The following is an 18,837-nucleotide window of genomic DNA, read 5'->3' on the forward strand; positions in this document are numbered from 1 at the left end:
TAAGGGGGATTTTGTTTAAGCATTTACTCCCCTTTGGGAACAGGGGCTGATTTATTAATTAGAGATAAGATTATATACAAGAATATAACCAGTGGAATGGCCAGGAATTGCAAAACCACCAACAAAATTACGGAAAGAATTAGAAATATGTACTTGATTTTATTATCAACCCACGAAAAATTTTTAAACTTCAAAGCAAACAGCGGAATTTCGGATACCAGCAGGTAGCTCATTACCAGCGTGTATGCTATTAAAAATATATTATTATGAATAAGGAACTCATAATTTGAATTAAACTCCAGAATAAGAGGGAAAGAGGCTACTACAAACGCATTGGCAGGTGTAGGTACACCAATGAATGAATCTGACTGGCGCGTATCTACATTAAACTTGGCTAAACGCAAAGCAGAAAAAAGTGCCAGGATAAAAGCTAAATAGGACAGCGGGTGAAATGAAATCTGTGAAACAATAGAAGAAGACACAAAGTCAGAAAAGATAGAATCTTTGTGCATGGTATCACTAATGAGCCGGGCAACAATAAAGGCTGGTAGAACCCCAAAAGTAACCATATCAGCCAATGAATCTAATTCTTTGCCAATAGCAGAGTGTTGTTTGAGCAGACGAGCCACAAAACCATCCAGAAAATCAAGAATACCTGCTATAAAGATCAGATAGGCAGCATAGGTAAGTTCGCCCTGAAAAACAAAAACAATCCCAAAACATCCACATAGCAGATTGCCAAGGGTCATGAGATTAGGAACAGTAAACAATTTCATATAGTGGTGTTTGGGAAGTTAAGATTAAGCGCTGAAAATTACGATATTCCTGTAAGAATATGTCAGGTCATGAGAAATTATTATTTTTAACGAAGACGTTTGTAGATGACAAAAACGCTTGAAAGGAAGATAGTTAGTAGAATCAGGCCAAAAAACAGATAGCCTTCATTGCTAAGATGCTTTTTTGAAACATCTCGCTGAAAAAATGACATAATTCCCAAAAGAATCAGACTCCCGGAAAAAATAATTAATATTAAGCTAATAGCTAATTCAAAGATTTTCATCTTTAAACAAAGTTCATAAAATTAGGAACAGTAAAAAGTTTCATACGTTGGTGCTTAGGCAGTAAATATTTAAGTGCTGAAAATTACGATATTTGGTGGTGTATTTCATAAGATTTTAACTACTTCTTTACTTTTCGCTTAAAAAGAATTTCTTTTACTAAAGGGGTTCAATCAATATTTTGCCGTAATTTGCATTCATAACCTGAATATTGTTCTAATAAATTCTGACTAAAAAAACTAAGTATGTACAAGCAACTTCTACTATTATTTCTACTAATTAATTCATTCAATTCGTATTCTCAAAAACTTTTAAAAGACATTGCTTCTTCTGATGCAAGTTCGAATATCAGTGGTGAAGAAACAAATATTAATTACCTCGTAAAAGGAGATACCCTGTTTTTCACAGCCCAAGATTCCGCTTTCTACAGTCAGTATTTAACATATAAAAATATCTGGTTTACTGATGGTACCTCTGCTAATACAAAAAGAATCACAAATGGGAATCAGCTAAATCAACCTGCTTCTTTTCAGCTTCTGGCTTTGTTTAAGGGAAAAGTTTATTATAAAGATCTGCCAAGTCCGAATTTATATGTAACTGAAGGCAATGGCATTAATATTCTGAAAACTTTCGATAATAGTAAAATTTTAAAAGCAAGTGTGATGAATGGGTGGCTTTATGTATTTGTCAGTAATACTTCTGCCAATAGATTAGAACTATGGAAAACCGATGGAACAGCTATTAATACAACCAAAGTAACCGATATTCATACAGGCACGCATTCTTTTACCGAAAGTAGTTTTTTAAATGGTGGCAATAAAATTTACTTTAGTTTTTCAAATGATACTTCCGGCAATGAACCCTGGGTTACAGACGGAACGGCAGGAGGCACTAAAATTTTAAAAGATATAATAGCCGGCTCAGGTTCAAGCTATGTCTATTCATTTGTAAAAGCCGGGAATACTATTTTTTTTATCGGACCCGGCTCAAATTTTAACCCGAAAATATGGAAAACCGATGGAACTGAAGCAGGTACAGTTATCGTGGCAGACGTAATTGAGGGTAATGGATTTTATTATCCACGTAACATGAAAGATTATGATGATTACCTGTATTTCTCTGCAAATAGTAATCGATTGTATAAAACCGATGGAAATACAATCACATTGGTAAGTACTAATGTAATGATATCCGGAGGCATTGTGAAAATGAATAACCTGATGTATTTCATCAGGCAAACTTATGCGGGCGAGTTCGAATTATGGAAAAGTAATGGTTCTACTGAAGGTACTGAGAAAATTAAAACGATACTGGCTTCTTCGTTATATAGTAACGGTGGTATAATGGTAAGAATTCTTCCCGCAGCTTCAAAAATATACATGGTATTCTCATATTTTATTAATTCGCCATTTGAGAATATTACCCAACATTGGGTGAGTGATGGAACAACCGCAGGAACTGTGAATATGAATACGCTGAATCCAAATTTTTCTACCGGTTCTGTTAGTAATCAACTTGCAGTTGTTGGAGACACCTATTACTTTACGGGCTATGATTCTGTCAATGGCTTTGAGTTATGGAAATCCAATGGCACGAGTGCGGGTACATTGCCGGTTAAGAATATCAATAAAACCATAGCTTCGTCTAACCCTGCACAGTTTGTAGCGCTGAATAATAATGTTTATTTCTCTGCTGATGACGTAAAATATGGTCGTGAAATCTGGAAAACAGACGGCACCGCCGCCAGTACACAGTTGTTAATGGATTATAATGCCGGCGTTGGTTGGGACGTAAATTACTCGTCTTTAATTGCTGGCATGATTAATTATAATGATGTAATTATTTCATCCATTGGTGCTCAGTTGGTGAAATTCAGCCAGACTATGCCGCCTACACCTTATTATTCTCATAATTTATTAAATCCTGAAAATCCGGAATTTATAAGGTTTAACAATCTGATTTTTTATAAGGGTTATGACAATAATATTGCAAAATATGCGCTTTTTGTAACTGATGGTAATACAGTCAGTAAAGTGAAAGAGGTTTATACAGTCTGGAACGGAGGCCCGGCTAATTTTTTGATTTCAGGGGGGCTACTATATTTCACAACAGACAATTCTACCAAAATATGGAAAAGTGATGGTACAGAAGTGGGGACGGTTTTAGTCAAAAGCTTTCCTTCAGGTAGCATCCGATCAAAATTTTATGAGGTCAATGGGAAGCTTATGTTCGTTTATGAAGGCCCAATTTATGGCCGGGAATTATGGAAAACAGATGGTACAGAAGCGGGTACTGTATTGGTGAAAGATATTATTCCGGGTACGGAAGGTTCTGGTATTGACAGGCTTGTGGTTTTTAATAACCAGCTCTTTTTTACTGCCTACAACGGCACTGCTTTTGGTCTGTACAGGTCTGATGGCTCAAGTGCTAACACTCAGTTATTCAGCAGTACTTCAAGCTCCAATGTACCAGTAGTATTTAAGAATAAATTGCACTTTTTAACCTATGAATTCACTCAACCTTCAGTATACTTCTATTATCTATGGTCTACTGATGGGATTTCAGCTCCAGTAAAGGTGAAGCAAGTGGGAGATAATACTACGCGGAATTCACAGAATATTCAGTTAGTGAATATTAATAATCGTCTTTTAGTGTTTAATATAGTCTCTAATACTTCAAGGATTGAAATCTGGGGTTCTGATGGTACAACAGCCGGTACAAATCTGATGAAGATTATAAGGGATAAAGAAAGTAATAATTATGATATGAATATTAAAGAGTATTTCTATCATAACAATAAACTCTATTTTGCGGCTGATGACGGAACACACGGAAGCGAACTGTGGGTATTGGATTTTGATTGTCCTGAATCAATGACGCTTACCAATTCAATCAGTCAGGACACCGATTTTAAAGTAGATAAATACATTGTGGGCAGTAATAAGATTAATGCCAATATAAAGGCGAGTTATAATGCCAACAAGTATATTACATTAAATCCTGGTTTTGAAACCCAATCGGGTTCCCGATTTACGGCAATAATGAGTGGTTGCATTAACGTGGAAGCCACATCCAATTCAACTATAGAGGGGCCTGTTTTTAAGAATTTTTCTGCCAAAGGAAATACTAAGCCGAGTATCCTGCAATTTTTGAATGACTCTGCCAACACTGAGCTACGACAGGCGTATGAATCAGAGAAAAATAATCATAGGGAACAAAATATAGCTTGGATTATTGATGAATCTCAAGATAGATATATCCTGAAAATGCGTGTAGGAGAGAAAGAATGGATAGGCTACCTTCCTAAATGAAATTTAAATAAGCTGGTTTAGCAAAAAAAAGCCTCGTTCACAAAACGAGGCTCCAGTTTATTCTATAATACCATTAATAGTATCTATAATTCCACTAATTCCTTTGCGGCTGCCAATTTTTTTTTTCTACGTTCTTCACGTCGTAATAAGATTCTTTGTTTGAAACTCATCCAACGTTCATAGAGAGGCAACTCTTTCAGAAAATCCCAGTTATCGTCCTGTTTGCCTGCATCCTCTTTTTTCTTCGCTTCAACAGGGTCAAACAACATACCTGTACATAAGCAGTGCTTACGGTTAGTACGTGTCAGAATATCATAATTAACACAACTCGAGCAACCTTTCCAGAATGCATCATCGGCAGGTAACTCACTAAAAGTAGTTGGTTCGTAACCCAGGTCAGAATTGATTTTCATGACGGCCAGGCTTGTAGTCAGACCTATGATTTTAGCATCAGGATATTTTGAACGAGAAAGCTCAAACGCTTTTTGTTTAATGCGGGTAGCAATACCACTCTTCCGGAAGTCCGGGCTCACAATCAAGCCTGAATTTGCTACAAACTTACCATGTTCCCAGGTTTCAACATAGCAGAATCCTACCCACTTGCCTGTTTTTGTCAGGGCAATGATAGCCTTACCTTCGCGCATCTTCTCACGTAAATAATCAGGAGAACGTTTAGCAATCCCTGTACCACGGGCTTTAGCACTTTCTGCCATCTCGTCACAAATCGTTTCGGCTAAGCTGTAGTGCTTTTCGTTAGCTATCTCTACAATATATTGGTCGTCGGAAATTATTTCTGTGTTATTCATCGTCATTTATTGGGCTTTCCACAAATGGAGACGCTGTATCCTAAAATTGTTAAAAATGAAATAAAGAGAAAAATAAAATGAAGGGGATGTTTTACCGCGCAGGCAAAACGGTTACAGTCGAGTCCTTTCGGACCTGACAAATCGAACGGGCGTTATGGGAAGACGAATGTTCATGTATTGTTAGACAAGTACAAAGATGTTAGGTTTAAAATTTATATCCAAAATATAAGCCCAATATTTTTACTTGCCAATCAATAACGATACACTTCAGGTTTTAGTTCGTGCATTACAAAAAATCTGATAACTTTGAGAAAAAAACGAATATCCTTTGAATACGCGATTAGCCACTTTTTTATCTGGTACATTACACCCCTTATTAATGCCAACTTTGTTGTTTCTGATTCTGTTTTTTATGGCCCCTATTCCTATAGGCGTCGAGGGCATGGATATGACTTTTAAATGGATAGTGCTGGGCTTTGTGTTTATCTATACTTTTGCTATACCAGCTTATATGGTATATCTGCTTAAACGTTGGGGTGTTATCAGCAGTCTGAAAATGGAGAATCTTCGGGAGCGCCGGATACCTTATCTGATGACAGCTGTTATCTATGGCGTTCTTGGGTATTTTTTATATACCAAAAACTCAAGTCTTTTTGCCTGCGCTTATATACTCTGGAGCATTACGCTTGTCATTCTTTGTGTAGCTATTATTAGTTTCTGGTGGCAGATTAGTGCCCATGCAGCTGGTATCGGGGGGGTAGTAGGGGCTTTAGCAGGTATTCTGGTGAAGTTTGGAGAGGGTGGGCTTTTTATTCCTCTTTTATGTTCAATGGTAATAGCGGGCTATCTTGTTGGCGCTCGTTTACAACTTAATGCGCATACACCCAAACAAGTCTGGGCGGGTCTTTCTTTAGGTGTTATTTTAAGTTTATTATCGGTTACTTACTTTTTTTAGTTTTTTTTATTCTGCTCATTATCAACGGTTTATGTAAGATTTATGAAAGTCTTGCAGCAATCATGCAACGTTCTGTTTTTTTAAGCATCTTTTGTTTGAAACCATAAAACAGTATAACCCTCTGACAAATACAGTATTCATTAACAAGCATGCCGACCTGGTCGAGCAATGTAAGCGTGGCGAGAGTAAAGCGCAGTACGAGCTGTACAAGCATTACTCAAAGGCTATGTTCAACGTCTGTATGCGGATACTGAATCATGGTGGGGAAGCAGAAGATGTATTGCAGGATTCATTCATCGATGCCTTTGCCAAAATCGGAGATTTTCGTCAGCAAGCTACTTTTGGTGTATGGTTAAAACAGATTGTAGTCAATAAAGCCATCAATCACCTAAGGTCAAGAAAAGTAGAACTGATAAATATTGATGAATATAATATTGGTGGAGATGAATATGATATAGCTGATTATGCCGAAGCTGACCCCTATCACGAAGATAATACCAGGTTAGAGGTAGAACGCATACGCAGGGCAATGGAACAATTGCCCGAGGGTTTTAGGGTAGTACTTTCCTTGTATTTATTTGAGGGATACGACCACGAAGAAATCGGGAATATATTGAACATTAGCGAGACAACCTCTCGAACACAATATATGCGAGCCAAGAAAAGGCTATTAGAGATAATAAATAGACAAATGTTTTAACTAAACTGAAAGTTTTAATTCAATTAAAAAATCCCTACCAAGGGTGAGTGATATGAAAGACCGTTTAGAAAGATTCGTGAGAGATAACCGTGATGATTTTGACAGCTACGAGCCATCAAAAGACTTGTGGAAGAAAATTGAGGTGGAGGTTGCTAAAAAACAACCAATAGGCAAACGCCTGAACGGAAAAATAGTAAGATTTGGCGGTTTCAGATGGGGAATAGCCATTGCCGCAGGTATAGCCATATTGTTAACAGTAGGGTATGGGGCAGTAATGTACTCACAAATTCCTGAAAGCTTTGCAAGCTTAGATTTGCCACCGGTTTATGAAAAAACTTATGGCAAAGAATTAGTACAGTTTGCCTCTTTGGTAGAGCAAAAAAGAGAAGAATTGAAGTCTTTAGAAAAAGAAGACCCTCAACTCTACCACCAGTTTGATGTCGAATTACAGGCATTAGACAAAAATTATCAGAGCCTTAAAAGTGAATTGCCGCAAAATCCGAATCCGGAAGAGTTGCTGAAGGCTATGGTACAAAACTTAACTATGCAGATCGATCTGTTAAACCAACAGTTACAAATAATTCAAAAAATTAAAGAAGTTAAAAATGGAAAAATCAAAACGATGGTGTAGCCTTTCCACCCAAATGAAAGGAGTATTCTGGGTATTATTCCTTTTGACTACCGTACAAACTTTTGCCAAGGATGATAAAGAATGGATTGAGAAAAAGAAAAATGTGAGTTTGTCATATACAGTTTCTTCGTCAGATAAAGTCTCTCTGCATAATCAGTTTGGCGATATTAAGGTCAATTTCTGGGATAAAAAAGAAGTAAAGGTTGAGGTACTTATTGTAGCCAATGCTTCTTCTGACGATAGAGCCACTGACTTTATAAACTCAGTAGATGTAGTGGGCAAAAAAGATGATGGACAAGTAAATATCAAAACCGTTATTGAACGCTCAGATAACAGAAACTGGAGTAATAAAGGAGAGAAACATTCATTGAAGATTGATTATATGGTGTATATGCCTAAATCAAACCCGCTTCAGGTGAAAAACTCATTCGGTAGTACATTTCTGCCAAGCTTTACTACACCTTTGAAAGTTGACCAAAGCTATGGAAAACTGATTGCTGAAGATATTTCAAACGCTGAGGCAGATATTAAGATAGCTTTTTGTCAGGACTCTTATATTAAGTCCATGTCAGGAGGTAGATTAAAGGCTTCTTATTCAGGTATCAAAATGGAAAAAGCTGATAATTTTGATTTTGATAACAGCTTTGGTGATATCAATATCAAAGAAGTAGGTAAGATTGATGCTAAAATCAGTTATTCGAGTGGCGCAATAGGATTGTTGAAAGAATCGAGCAATTGGAAATTAGAATTCTCAGGTGATTTTAAATTGGGAAGCGTTGGTAAGAATGTAAAAGAGTTGGATATTAAAGCCAGTTATTCGCCTGTGTCGCTAACATTAGATGATAACGTAACTTACGATTTTGATGTGAAGGCTCACTATGGTGACTTTGATTACCCGAAAGATAAAGGTATCTCATTTACCAGAAATACCGAAACCGAAAAGAAAGAAAACTACGGCTTTAATCCGACCAAGTACTACGAAGGTAAGGTCGGAAAAGGTTCTCCTACTTGCAAAATTACAGTAAACGGTAATTTTAGTAGTGTTAAATTAAAATAAATTAAGTGTTTTGAAGCGACAGGATAGGCTCTAAGGGTTTATCCTGTTTTTTGTTTGATTATTTAACTTATATATCCCTTTTGCCTCTTAGTAAGAATTAATCATAAATATAAATTTCAGAAGATATAATAACATTTAATAAAGATTCTGTGTTATATACTTGCTTAACACAATAGCTACCCATTATTATCTGAAAATAAGTGATTCATAAGAATCATTAAACACTGTACAACAAATACTGCAATGGAAAAGGTAGCATTAATTAGAGAATCAGTAAAGACCAATAAAGGCAAGCGAACTGTAATAGAGTCAGAATTTGCAGCGGGCGCGAGTATTCCTCTACATTATCATCGGAAATTTGATAAAACTTTTGAGGTATTGGAGGGAGAAATCAGAATATGGAATGGCAATGAAGAACTCGTACTAAAAGCTGGCGAGTCGGCTACAGTCAAAAAAGACATGGTGCATACTTATCAGATAGGCAATTCTAAAGTAATACTGAAGACAACCCTGGAGCCGGGTAGTCTTTGCTTTGAAAATGCCATAAAAGTAATGCAGGGTATACATAAAGACGGAGAGAAAGGAGATCTGAATACCATTGAAAACAACAACATGGTATATATGGCTATTATCTCAAAACTGACAGATTCTAATTTTATGGGTGAGGCAGGTGCTACGCTTGAAACCTTTCTGCTAAGTGAAGAAGGCAAGCAGGTAATGTATGTCCAGAATGAACTATTGGAGAAATATGGCGAAATTTAATACGAATAATAAAAGTATTGCAAAACAGGATAAAATCTTATCCTGTTTTTTTATTTTTGTATAAACCAGCACAGATAATATGAGCCAGATAAAAGGTAGTGTTTTTATTGTAACGGGCGCTGCTTCGGGCATTGGTAGAGCCTTGGCTATACAAGCTGCTGCAGCCGGAGCAAAAGTGATTGCTACTGATGTAAACGAGGCCGGCTTAGAAGAGACTATCAATCAGGCTACAGGTACTATAGAAAAGTATATCTTAGATGTTTCTGATGCCGAACAAATCAAAGTTTTTGCCAATGAAATTATCAAAAAGCATTTCCATGAACGCTTTATTCTGGTCAACAATGCAGGAGTAGCTTTATTTTCGGGCAGTTTTCTGGAAACCTCACTGACGGATTTTGAATGGTTGCTCAGTATTAATCTTTGGGGAGTAATCAGAATGACAAAAGCTTTTTTAAGGCATCTGGTGAAGCATAATCAGGGGCATATTGTAAATGTCTCAAGTATTTTTGGAATTGTAGGGATGCCACAAAATTCGGCTTATTCTACGGCTAAATTTGCTGTAAAAGGTTTTTCTGATGTATTAAAGCTCGAATTGGTTAAGACAAATGTAAAAATCTCAACTGTCCATCCGGGAGGTATCAAAACTGGCATTGCCCGAAATTCCCGAAAGGGGCATAACAGAGATAATGAAGAAGGGCAAAAGGCAGTTGAAAGGTTTGAAAGGGCTGCGTTGAAAATGTCTGCTGAAAAAGCAGCATATATGATCTTAGACGGAATTGAGAAAGACAAACCGCGTATCTTGATAGGCAATGATGCCAGAACCCTGGATATGGTTGCCCGGGTTTTTCCGAACACCTATCACAAAGTTCTGGCAAAGATGTTTAAACTATAACAGTCATTAACGATTTGCCACCAGATTAGTAGGTCTATCCAGTGATTTTTTTAGTACATATTGGGCTACGACAGGGAAGTGGTCTGAAACTGTGACGTTTTTAATAGTCTGACATGATTGAACTTTCCAGTCGGAGCTAAAGAACTGCTGGTCGATCCGAACCCAGTACGGGCGACGGTTTAAGGTAAATCCTAAGCCTTTTCCTGCTTCTTCAAAGGCATTACTAAAACTCAGGCGCAATTTCCCATAAACATATCCGAACGGAATTTCATTAAAATCTCCACAGATAATCACAGGATATTTACTACCTGACACATAAGATTCTATTTCTTTAATCTGCCCATCTCTCTCTTCAAACCCCTGTTTCAAACGACGGAAAGTATCAAAAATCTCCCAGACAAATCCTTTTATATCTCCTTGTTTCAAGGCATCAGTTGCCTGATTGATACGTACACCCATCGACCACAAATGCGCATTCACTACACGTACAGTATCTTCTTTATAGGCAATATCTGCACATATAAAACCATTGATATTAGGTTGCCCTTTTCTGTCCCAGATTTTGCTATATTCCTTCACAACGGGATATTGAGAAAACAAGGCCAGGCCTATATGTCTGTTCTGGTCAAATGGTGTTAGCTTAACTAATTTATCATTATACTGAGTCTCAATGTTTTCGTTAGGCGAATATTCCTGAAAACAGGCAATATCGGCTTTAAGAGAGTTCCAGTTGACACCTTTACCGTTTTCTTCCCCAAAACTTTCGCTGTTAAAGCTGAGTACTTTCAGTGATTGAGCATTGCTGGCTTCTTGTTTACCATTGCCTATACCCACAAATCGTTTAATAATCGGGAACGTCATTAAGAACCATATTAAACCTACCGAAGCTATTAATTTCTGCTTTTTATAGAATAAGTAGCAGCTTGCTATCAAACCTGCCAAAACTGCTACAGGTAGGCTCATCATGATAAAACCCGTCAACCAATGGTCGAAAATCGGATAATAGCAAAAAGCCATTGCAATAAATAGGTAGAACACAGCTATATAAGAGCGTGGAAATTTCTTAAATGCTCTCACTGTAATTCTTAGTCCCTCCATTGCTATTTCTCCGAAAGTCTGAAGAATAGCCAGAACAAATATTTTAAAGCTATTTAATATTACCATGTATTTATGCAATTATGGATCAACATTAATTTGAATTTCGGAAAGGGTATACGATTACTTTACTTCGAATCCCCCTTTGCCAATTTTAAATCCTTCACAATATATTTCTACTTCATATCTGCCCGGTGTATAAGGCGCCTCTTGTGCATAGATAATATCTACTTTCTGGTCGTTGTTTTCAAATACAACGCCTTGACGAATACTATAACCTAACTCACTCCCTTCATACTCCAGTATGCCACTGGTTACATTATCACTAATTACGCCACCATTCGCATCCAGAATCCTCACATAAATATCTTTTCTGTTTTTAACCGCAATTGGATTAGACGGCATAATAAATGATACTCTCAAACGATTGATTCGTGAGGCTTTGAAAGCATTGCCCTCTCTTGCTTTTCCGTTGGAAGATAAAGCGGCCACCTGCACATTAATAGCTTTCATAGAAGAGGCCATAGTCACCTGACGTTGCAGGTTATAATTTTCGGCAGAATATTCAGCTACTTCCTGCGATAAGGTTTCTTTATCGCTTTTTAAAGTAGTATTTTCTGTTAGTACCTCTAATTTTTCCTGCTCCAATAGTTCAGTGCGGGCTTTTAATTGGGTATTTTCTTGTTTCAGGTTATTAAATTCTTTGTCTTTAACTGTCAGAAAATTTTCATAGTCTTTTATCTTGGTATTATATTTCTGAACAGAGAAATTCAAATCTGATTTAAGTAGCTTTTTATCGTTTTCTAATTGCGCTTTAATGCGCTTCAATTCGACAATATTGCCGCCGAGTTTATTTATTTTGGTTATTTTCTCATCTAAAACCTTTGAGATAGAGTCTAATTTTATCTGTGTGGCAGACAGTTGCTCTACTTTCTCAGTTAGTGATTTTTGTAGTTCAAACGTATCGTTTCTGGCACCCATAAACAAGTAACCAAGCAAGGCTAATATACCTATAAGTACTCCGAAAGAGACCTTGAATATGCCTTGATTACCACCTGATGCCATTTTTGTATTTGTTATTTCCATAATTACAAAGAAATGCCAGTCAACTTAAACAGCCGTTAAATTGACTTTAAATTTACCTTAAAATGTAAATTGATAGATTCATAGATATAGAATAGCAAAAAAGCATGCCAGTTATTTTCTATATTATATGTTATGTTTTGATTAGGTAAAACTATATTAACGGGTAAAAATCAGTGTAAAAGTAGTGCCCTCAGAGGTAGATTTTACAGTTATTTCACCAGTATGTAAGCGGATTATCTGGGCTACAATGGCTAACCCTACACCGTGTCCCTGTACAGATTGCGCAGAAGCATTGCTTCGGTAGAATGGTTGGAAAATATAAGGAATATCACTTTTTGGAATAACGGGCCCTTTATTAAAAAAGGAAATGACTATTGCAGTGTCAGAAGCTGTAAAGCTGACTATAGCTGTATTTTCATCAGAAAACTTACAGGCATTATCCATCAGATTCATAAAAACTACTTTCATAGAGGCCTCATTGCCTTGAATAAGCAGTGCCTCTTCATCTTCAGGAAAATCAGTAAAATTTAATTGAATCTGATACGTCTCATGCCATTTCTGTAATTGACTTTTAGCCTCCCAGAGTAATTCGTCAAGACGGATTGGGGTATATTTTACATTTTCTGCATTGGCCACTACTGTAGCTAGATTCAAGAGGGTATTGGTCAGCTGGGTAAGTGTTCGGGTATCTTCCTGCAGGGATTTCAGGCTTTTTTCGTATGCCTCAGGCGTACGTTTCTGCAAAAGAGCTATTTCAATCTGCGAATAAATTTTGGTCAGAGGGTTTTTTAGCTCGTGAGATACGTTGGCGATAAACATTTTCTGAGTAACGAGTGCTTCTTCAATACGATTGAGCAACTGATTAAAAGTAGCTACTAATGCGCCTATTTCATCATCCGGGTTAGGGTATTCAACCCGTTTTTTTACGTTACGAGGAAAAATCTGGTTTACCTGCCTGATAACACCTGAAACGGGGGCTAAAGCCCTATTGGCGAAAATCCAACCTGAAATACCCAAGAGCAGAATGCCCACACATACCATCACAATCAGGATTTTCTTCAAATCCTGTAAGGCTGCTTGTCCGTTCTGATCGATAGCACTGACAATTACCCAATTTCCTTTACCTTGATTCGTCAGATGAATGCCTAAAACCTGATAACCGTTATATTTGGTGTAAGTACTCGGTTTATTACTAACAACCAGTGGGAGTAATTTTTGATGGAAACTGGTATCAGATGAGTGGGTAAAGAAGATAAATTGCTCTAATGATTCGTTATAAACTGAAATACTCTCATTCGTAAGCAGTTCCCTATCGGAAACGTTAACCAGTTTTAAAACCGTAGTATCGGCCGCCTGAATATCAAATAAAAGCGTGGTAGTAGTAATGGCACGGTCTTGCAGGCGTTTATAGAAACGCTTTTCGAGGTATAGTTTACTGAAAAAATAAACCCCAAACGAAAAAAACAGAAGTACGGCACTGACCAACACTATAAACTGGTAGGTTAGCCTTGAGCGGATATTTGTCATCAGGAAATTACTTTGAGTACATAGCCCATACCAATCTGGGTATGAAGCAATTTGGGCTCAAAATCTTTATCTATTTTTTTTCGCAAAAAGTTGACATATACTTCTATTACATTGGTGCCTGTATCAAAAGTCACGTCCCATATTTTTTCGGCTAATTCGGCTTTTGATATAACACGGCCCTGATTACGGATAAAGTACTCTAGAAGTCCGAATTCTTTGGCAGTTAAAGTAATTTCCTGTCCGGCACGATTTACGGTTTTAGTATCTAAATCCATTTCTAAATCAGCAACTTTCAGCGTGTTGGCCGTGTGAATAATGCCGATGCTTCTACGTGTCAGCGCTCTGACTCTCGCCATTAATTCTCTAAATTCGAATGGTTTAGCCAGATAATCGTCGGCGCCTGCATCTAAACCTTCAATTTTATCATCGGTAGTACCTAAGGCTGTGAGAAGCAGAATAGGAGAGGATACTCCAACCTCGCGTAGTTTGCGGCAGAGTTCCAGGCCATTCATGCCGGGTAAGATAATATCAGAAATAATAAGGGCATATACCTGCCGGGTAGCTAATTGAAAGCCCATGGCTCCATCATAGGCTATATCAACTTCCCACTGTTGCTCTTCGAGTCCTTGTTTGATGAGTTGAATAGTTCTGACTTCGTCTTCAATTACTAAGATTTTCATGCTAAGTGGCTTGGATTGTACCAAAAGTAGGAAATTAAATGTAAAACGCAGCTATATTCGTAAACTTAGCTGCGTTTTATAAAATTTATATTTCTAAAAACAGGAAAATTAGTATTAACGCTTCATCTTATAGACTTCTGTACCTGCTAGTAGAAAGCATCCTAACCCAAAGTCTTCAAAATCTGGCACTTTATCATACGTAACGGGCTGACCATCCTTAGGTTCTTTACCTGTTCCTTGTACATAACCCAAAAATCCATTCGGATGAATACAATTATTCATAATAGCATGAATGGCTTTTGCAACAGGCGGATAGAACTTCTTCTTATCTAAAATGCCTTTGTTAATACCCCAGGCCATGCCGTACACAAAGAGTGATGTTCCTGTTAACTCTTTGCCACCAAAATCTGTAGGGTCGGTAAGGCTTACATTCCAGAATCCGTCTGTTCTTTGTAGTGGCACAAGCGCATTCATCATTTCAAGATAAGTTTTCTCGTATTCTTCTCGATGTGGCGCATCCTTTGGCAAAATATCCAATACTCTTACCAGAGCAGCTACTACCCAGCCATTACCACGCGACCAATAACAGTTTTTACCCGCCGGAGTCACATAAGGTGGGTCAAAATCCTTATCCCTCCACCATAATCCTTCAGCTGCATTATATAAACCTTTATCACCATGCATAGTTTTGGTATACATGTACATTTCATACATTTTCTCAAAATAGCGGTTATCATTATAAATAACCCCTAACTGCGCAAATACCGGCATAGCCATTTGTATAGCATCTACCCACGACCAATCGTCTTTTTTAGGGCTATTAATCAAGCTATCCATAGAAGCCTTAATATCATGGATACGCTCTGGTTTAGCATCTATCAGGTATAAATCTATATAAGTTTGCCCGCAACATTGGTCATCAGCATTGCGGGTGGTAATCCCGTTTCTTAAGCCCCATTTATGTGCTTCTCCCCAAGCTACGGCGTAATCATAATAGCGTTTTTGCTGGTCTAATTTATAAAGAGCCATTAATCCCTCATAATATACACCGCGTGTCCAGATATTACTTGGGCGGGTGCGGTCGGGTCTAACAATAGGTTTACTCACATCAGACCATTTCAACATAAAGTATTCGTTAGCCAGCGACATGGCTTTCCAGAGATCCGGATTTTTGGGTAGACTTTGGGCAAAAGTTAAATTAAAACTCAAAAAGACAAAAAATGGTAGAATAAAGGTATATTTTCTCATATAAACATGAATCAAAGTAGTAATCACACAAATATAGACGTAATCGGAATAAAAATGGCTGCCTGTGGGTATAAAGATAGGATTTAGTGATTGTCTGCACTTTGCCGTGCGGGTAAATCATAATTCAGACAAATTTCTTGAAACCTCCGGCCTTTATTCTTTGTTAACTAATGAAACAAAATAAATACACGCAAAATGACAGGGACATTTGAAGAACTGATTGATTCAGAAACACCAATTTTGATTGATTTCTTCGCGGAATGGTGCGGGCCATGCAAGGTATTATCTCCTACGCTACAACAATTAGCACAGGATGAGGGAGACAATATCAAGATTGTAAAGATTGATGTAGATAAAAATCCGAAACTAGCTTCAAAGTATAAGATTTCTGGTGTGCCTACCTTGATGCTATTTAAGAAGAGTGAATTGAAATGGCGACAATCGGGAGTGTTATCACTACCGCAATTGAAAAGCGTTGTTCAAAAGTTTGCCTGATTGTATAGCAATAAAAAGTAGAGGTCTAAAGAAATTTCTTTGGGCCAGATGCTTTTTATAGGATTTGGAAAGCTTTAAGCTCTTTAAGATATTATTTCTTTTTCGATAATATCAGAAGTAGCTTGCTCAAAAACACGCTTAATACCATCAAACGCCCCGCTAACAATGGCCAATGGCAATAACAATGGCATAAAAACTATCCATTGTAAAAACATGGATGAATTAAATTTTCTCATGGAGGTTAGAGGCAAAAATGCACATTAGGCTAAAATATTTTTACACTACATATCAGCTCATTTCAAATAACATGCCAACATGTTTTTGTAAAAGCCTATGTAAAGTTAAAAAAAATATTTCCTAAGTGCAAAAAGTTTAGGCATTAAAATACTTCAATAATAGAAAAAAACTATTTTTCTACAAATAATATAGTATTTTATTTATTAAACGGCTAATTATTTCACGCCGTCAGCCCAATTGAACCGATCACTTGGCGAAAACTTCCAGGGAGCCATGTTATTTTCCATATTTGAGAACATCGCATTCCATGATCCGGGGGCTGATGATTCTTCCATAACCTTATAGCGGCGGAGTTCAAGGATGATGTCTAGAGGAGAGATATTTACCGGACATTCCTGCACGCAGGCATTGCAGGTAGTACAAGCCAGTATTTCTTCTTCTAAGATATAATCACCTAAAAGTGTTTTACCATCATCATAATCGTTCCCATTTTTTATCCACCCCTTTTGTATATCTTCCAGACGGTCGCGGGTATCCATCATGATTTTACGCGGCGAAAGTTTCTTACCTGTAATATTGGCCGGACAAGCTGCTGTACAACGCCCACATTCGGTACAACTATACGCATCCATCAGATTCTTCCAGCTTAAATCTTTGACGTCTTTGGCCCCAAAACGACCGACCTCGGCAGGTGCAGCATCCGGTTGTTCAATGCCCAACATGATTTTTACCTCTTTAGTAACGGCTGGCATATTGGCCATTTGTCCTTTAGTCTTAAGATTAGAAAAATAAGTATTCGGGAAAGCCAGAAAGATGTGCAAGTGTTTAGAATAGGTAACATATAAAGCAAAGCCCATAATACCCAGAATATGAAACCACCAGGCAAAGCGCTCATAGGCAATCAAAGCAGTATCGCTCCAACTTTCAAAAATCGGCTGTAACCACTGGCTGACAACAAAGCTCCCTGTAATGGCTTCGGCATAATGCCCTACGCCTCTTGCCTGCAAAAGTGTATCGGTGGCATTCATGCTTAAAAAAGCCCACATCAATAATATTTCAATAGTTAAAATGATGTTGGCATCGGTGCGAGGCCAGGTTTTCATTTCTCTATGACGACTTTCCTGAAAGCGTTGTACTTTCAGAACATTGCGACGAAGCAGGAATATTACACAAACCGTCAATACCCCAAGTGCCAGTATTTCAAAGAAATTAATCAGGAAAGTGTAGAAGCCGCCTAAAAAAGGAGCGAATAAGCGGTGTGTACCAAAGATTCCATCCAGAATAATTTCCAGAACCTCAATATTAATAATCAGAAATCCGGCATAGATAATAAAGTGCATCAATCCTACCAATGGGCGGTTAAACATCTTTTTTTGCCCAAAGGCTGTGAGAAGCATAATTTGTAGACGTTCAGCAGGTCTGTCTGTACGGTCTTCTGCATGGCCTAACTGAATAGTCTTTTTGATAAGCACTATCCGACGATTGATAAAGTAGGCCGCTATACCTAATGATGCAATGAATAAGATTTGTGATATGATTTGCATAATATTCAGTTTGGATGAATACTGATGGAGTAAGTCTTTGTAATACTGTTGTAATGGTATGCAAGCATACCATTACAAATATAATCAAATTTTAGATAATGCAAGTTTAAAGAAAATTTTTAAGATTTTTTTTGGTAGAAGTTTGTAGTTGATTTTTTTTTGTCTACTTTTGCAGTCCCAAAACACGGGGAATGGTGGTAATCAGGTAATGTAGCTCAGTTGGTAGAGCAAAGGACTGAAAATCCTTGTGTCGGCGGTTCGATTCCGTCCATTACCACACTGATAATCAGGCAGTTATGAAGCAATTTCATAGCTGCCTTTTTTCTTGGGTACAATATAGGTATCTTTTTATCTCTTCGTTTTTCGGCAATTATATACAATCCCCTGAAAAAAGTACAATTCACTTAATAGTATAAAATCTCCCGAGTTATCATTTTTAATGCCACATGCACATTATTAGTACGTAATAGATTTTAAATTCATCAACCGTCGATAACCTCCCACTTAACACAAGAAAATTACATTTGAGATGATTATTGCTTAATCCAAATTTTCTGACGAGGTAATTCTTTTACATTCTTAGGGATTAATAGTAATAGTTACCTCATAGTGCTACAAATCATGCACATCAATTTCTACTTATGTGATGGTCTTTGCTTTTCAGCATTTATGCCACAACAGGAATTTTATACATGCCTATCATTTAGAAAATAGAACCTTATTTCAGAGCCTCTCTTTTTATTTTAAGTTTTG

The 18,837-nt window shown here is 37.3% G+C and carries 17 protein-coding genes and 1 tRNA gene; 9 read left to right on the top strand and 9 right to left on the bottom strand.

From position 1 onward, the window contains the following. Positions 1–23: 23 nt before the first annotated feature. Positions 24–776, bottom strand: coding sequence for a CDP-diacylglycerol--serine O-phosphatidyltransferase (pssA, locus tag D0T08_RS07005; RefSeq protein ID WP_116981884.1), 753 nt, complete (start codon positions 774–776; stop codon positions 24–26). A gap of 527 nt (positions 777–1,303) precedes the next feature. Between pssA and D0T08_RS07010 the strand changes: the two genes are divergently transcribed. Continuing rightward, positions 1,304–4,369, top strand: coding sequence for a 3-coathanger stack domain-containing protein (locus D0T08_RS07010; protein ID WP_116981885.1), 3,066 nt, complete (start codon positions 1,304–1,306; stop codon positions 4,367–4,369). An 83-nt stretch (positions 4,370–4,452) separates the two neighbouring features. Here the strand turns inward: D0T08_RS07010 and D0T08_RS07015 are convergent, their stop codons facing one another. After that, on the bottom strand, positions 4,453–5,175 hold the full coding sequence (locus tag D0T08_RS07015; protein WP_116981886.1) for a GNAT family N-acetyltransferase: 723 nt from the start codon (positions 5,173–5,175) through the stop codon (positions 4,453–4,455). Between the two features lie 328 nt (positions 5,176–5,503). Between D0T08_RS07015 and D0T08_RS07020 the strand changes: the two genes are divergently transcribed. The 6 genes from D0T08_RS07020 (at position 5,504) to D0T08_RS07045 (ending at position 10,172) form a co-directional block, all read left to right on the top strand. Next, positions 5,504–6,130 carry a hypothetical protein gene (locus D0T08_RS07020; RefSeq protein ID WP_147322725.1) on the top strand — a complete coding sequence of 209 codons (627 nt, stop codon included), beginning with the start codon at positions 5,504–5,506 and terminating at the stop codon, positions 6,128–6,130. A 91-nt stretch (positions 6,131–6,221) separates the two neighbouring features. Then, a complete protein-coding gene (locus D0T08_RS07025) occupies positions 6,222–6,830 on the top strand; it encodes an RNA polymerase sigma factor (protein WP_409012905.1) in 609 nt (202 codons plus the stop codon). Positions 6,831–6,882: 52 nt separating this feature from the next. Then, entirely contained in the window at positions 6,883–7,461 is a 579-nt protein-coding gene (locus tag D0T08_RS07030; RefSeq protein ID WP_116981888.1) for a hypothetical protein, read from the top strand. Further along, positions 7,436–8,518 carry a DUF4097 family beta strand repeat-containing protein gene (locus D0T08_RS07035; protein ID WP_116981889.1) on the top strand — a complete coding sequence of 361 codons (1,083 nt, stop codon included), beginning with the start codon at positions 7,436–7,438 and terminating at the stop codon, positions 8,516–8,518. Before D0T08_RS07030 ends, D0T08_RS07035 begins: the two co-directional genes overlap by 26 nt. 243 nt (positions 8,519–8,761) lie before the next feature. Then, the gene (locus tag D0T08_RS07040) at positions 8,762–9,280 is read left to right on the top strand and encodes a cupin domain-containing protein (protein WP_116981890.1); all 519 of its coding nucleotides are present in this window, start codon (positions 8,762–8,764) and stop codon (positions 9,278–9,280) included. 79 nt (positions 9,281–9,359) lie between these two features. Then, positions 9,360–10,172 (top strand): SDR family oxidoreductase, encoded by an 813-nt coding sequence (locus tag D0T08_RS07045; RefSeq protein WP_116981891.1) that lies wholly within the window; start codon positions 9,360–9,362, stop codon positions 10,170–10,172. Positions 10,173–10,178: 6 nt separating this feature from the next. Here the strand turns inward: D0T08_RS07045 and D0T08_RS07050 are convergent, their stop codons facing one another. The 5 genes from D0T08_RS07050 to D0T08_RS07070 form a co-directional block, all read right to left on the bottom strand. Beyond that, complete coding sequence (locus D0T08_RS07050; RefSeq protein WP_116981892.1) at positions 10,179–11,336, bottom strand: endonuclease/exonuclease/phosphatase family protein; 1,158 nt, start codon at positions 11,334–11,336, stop codon at positions 10,179–10,181. 54 nt (positions 11,337–11,390) lie between these two features. After that, positions 11,391–12,353, bottom strand: coding sequence for a hypothetical protein (locus D0T08_RS07055; RefSeq protein ID WP_229238913.1), 963 nt, complete (start codon positions 12,351–12,353; stop codon positions 11,391–11,393). A gap of 156 nt (positions 12,354–12,509) precedes the next feature. Then, complete coding sequence (locus D0T08_RS07060; protein WP_116981893.1) at positions 12,510–13,880, bottom strand: HAMP domain-containing sensor histidine kinase; 1,371 nt, start codon at positions 13,878–13,880, stop codon at positions 12,510–12,512. Then, positions 13,880–14,560, bottom strand: a complete 681-nt coding sequence (locus D0T08_RS07065; RefSeq protein ID WP_116981894.1) for a response regulator transcription factor — start codon at positions 14,558–14,560, stop codon at positions 13,880–13,882. Before D0T08_RS07065 ends, D0T08_RS07060 begins: the two co-directional genes overlap by 1 nt. A 114-nt stretch (positions 14,561–14,674) precedes the next feature. Further along, positions 14,675–15,808: a glycoside hydrolase family 88 protein gene (locus tag D0T08_RS07070; RefSeq protein ID WP_116981895.1), complete on the bottom strand. Its 1,134-nt coding sequence runs from the start codon at positions 15,806–15,808 to the stop codon at positions 14,675–14,677. Positions 15,809–16,003: 195 nt separating this feature from the next. Here D0T08_RS07070 and trxA point away from each other — a divergent pair, with 195 nt between their 5' ends. After that, on the top strand, positions 16,004–16,303 hold the full coding sequence (gene trxA, locus D0T08_RS07075) for a thioredoxin (RefSeq protein ID WP_116981896.1): 300 nt from the start codon (positions 16,004–16,006) through the stop codon (positions 16,301–16,303). An 83-nt stretch (positions 16,304–16,386) separates the two neighbouring features. Here trxA and D0T08_RS27540 read toward each other — a convergent pair whose 3' ends face one another. Both D0T08_RS27540 and D0T08_RS07080 read right to left on the bottom strand, forming a co-directional pair. Then, positions 16,387–16,539, bottom strand: a complete 153-nt coding sequence (locus D0T08_RS27540) for a hypothetical protein (RefSeq protein ID WP_158561210.1) — start codon at positions 16,537–16,539, stop codon at positions 16,387–16,389. Between the two features lie 216 nt (positions 16,540–16,755). After that, entirely contained in the window at positions 16,756–18,084 is a 1,329-nt protein-coding gene (locus D0T08_RS07080; protein WP_116981897.1) for a 4Fe-4S dicluster domain-containing protein, read from the bottom strand. A 204-nt stretch (positions 18,085–18,288) separates the two neighbouring features. Here D0T08_RS07080 and D0T08_RS07085 point away from each other — a divergent pair. After that, positions 18,289–18,361 (top strand) — tRNA-Phe (locus D0T08_RS07085). The last annotated feature ends 476 nt before the right edge of the window (positions 18,362–18,837 follow it).

The sequence above is a fragment of the Emticicia sp. C21 genome, from assembly GCF_003418935.1.
Classification (GTDB): domain Bacteria; phylum Bacteroidota; class Bacteroidia; order Cytophagales; family Spirosomataceae; genus Emticicia.